Here is a 493-nt window from a genome sequence, read left to right as displayed (position 1 = left end):
CCATTAACATTCTTCTATGAACGAATAGTATGCCTACAGAAAGTCCCGGATGGTTGAAAGCGCTGGTTTGCGCTTTCAACCATCTGCGATACGTTACGACGTTAACTCTGTGTTAGTCTGCGGGTAAAGTTGAAAACAAGTGAATTAGCTAGTAGCCTGGATTTTGCTCGAATTTGGCGCCGGTGTTCGCATCAATTACTTTTTGGGGTATCGGCCAAAATCGGTTAAAGTCCTGAATTGTTTTTCCGGAAGCCGGGCCATTGGGCACAGAAGGTATCGAATTGTATTTTCTGACACGGTCTACCAAACGCCCCATGCGAATGAGTGTACGCAGCCTGGGCTCTTCTACGATTAATTCGCGGGTTCGTTCATCCAGAATAAAATCTTCGGTCACATCGGAGGCTTTAATAAGAGAGGCTTTTGCTCTTGATCGAACTACGTTTATATCAGTGGCCGCTTTTGCCAAATCACCTTTTCTGAAATAAGCTTCTGC

General features: G+C 45.0%; 1 protein-coding gene. It reads right to left on the bottom strand.

What is annotated here, in order from left to right; translation table 11 throughout:
- Nucleotides 1–148: 148 nt before the first annotated feature.
- On the bottom strand, nt 149–493 hold a 345-nt coding region (locus BLX24_RS31145), incomplete at its 5' end, for a RagB/SusD family nutrient uptake outer membrane protein (protein WP_143092982.1).

The sequence above is a fragment of the Arsenicibacter rosenii genome (assembly GCF_001870735.1).
In the GTDB taxonomy this organism is placed as follows: domain Bacteria; phylum Bacteroidota; class Bacteroidia; order Cytophagales; family Spirosomataceae; genus Arsenicibacter; species Arsenicibacter rosenii.
Note: the sequence above shows the minus strand (reverse complement) of the source record. Positions and strands in the feature narration are given on the sequence as shown.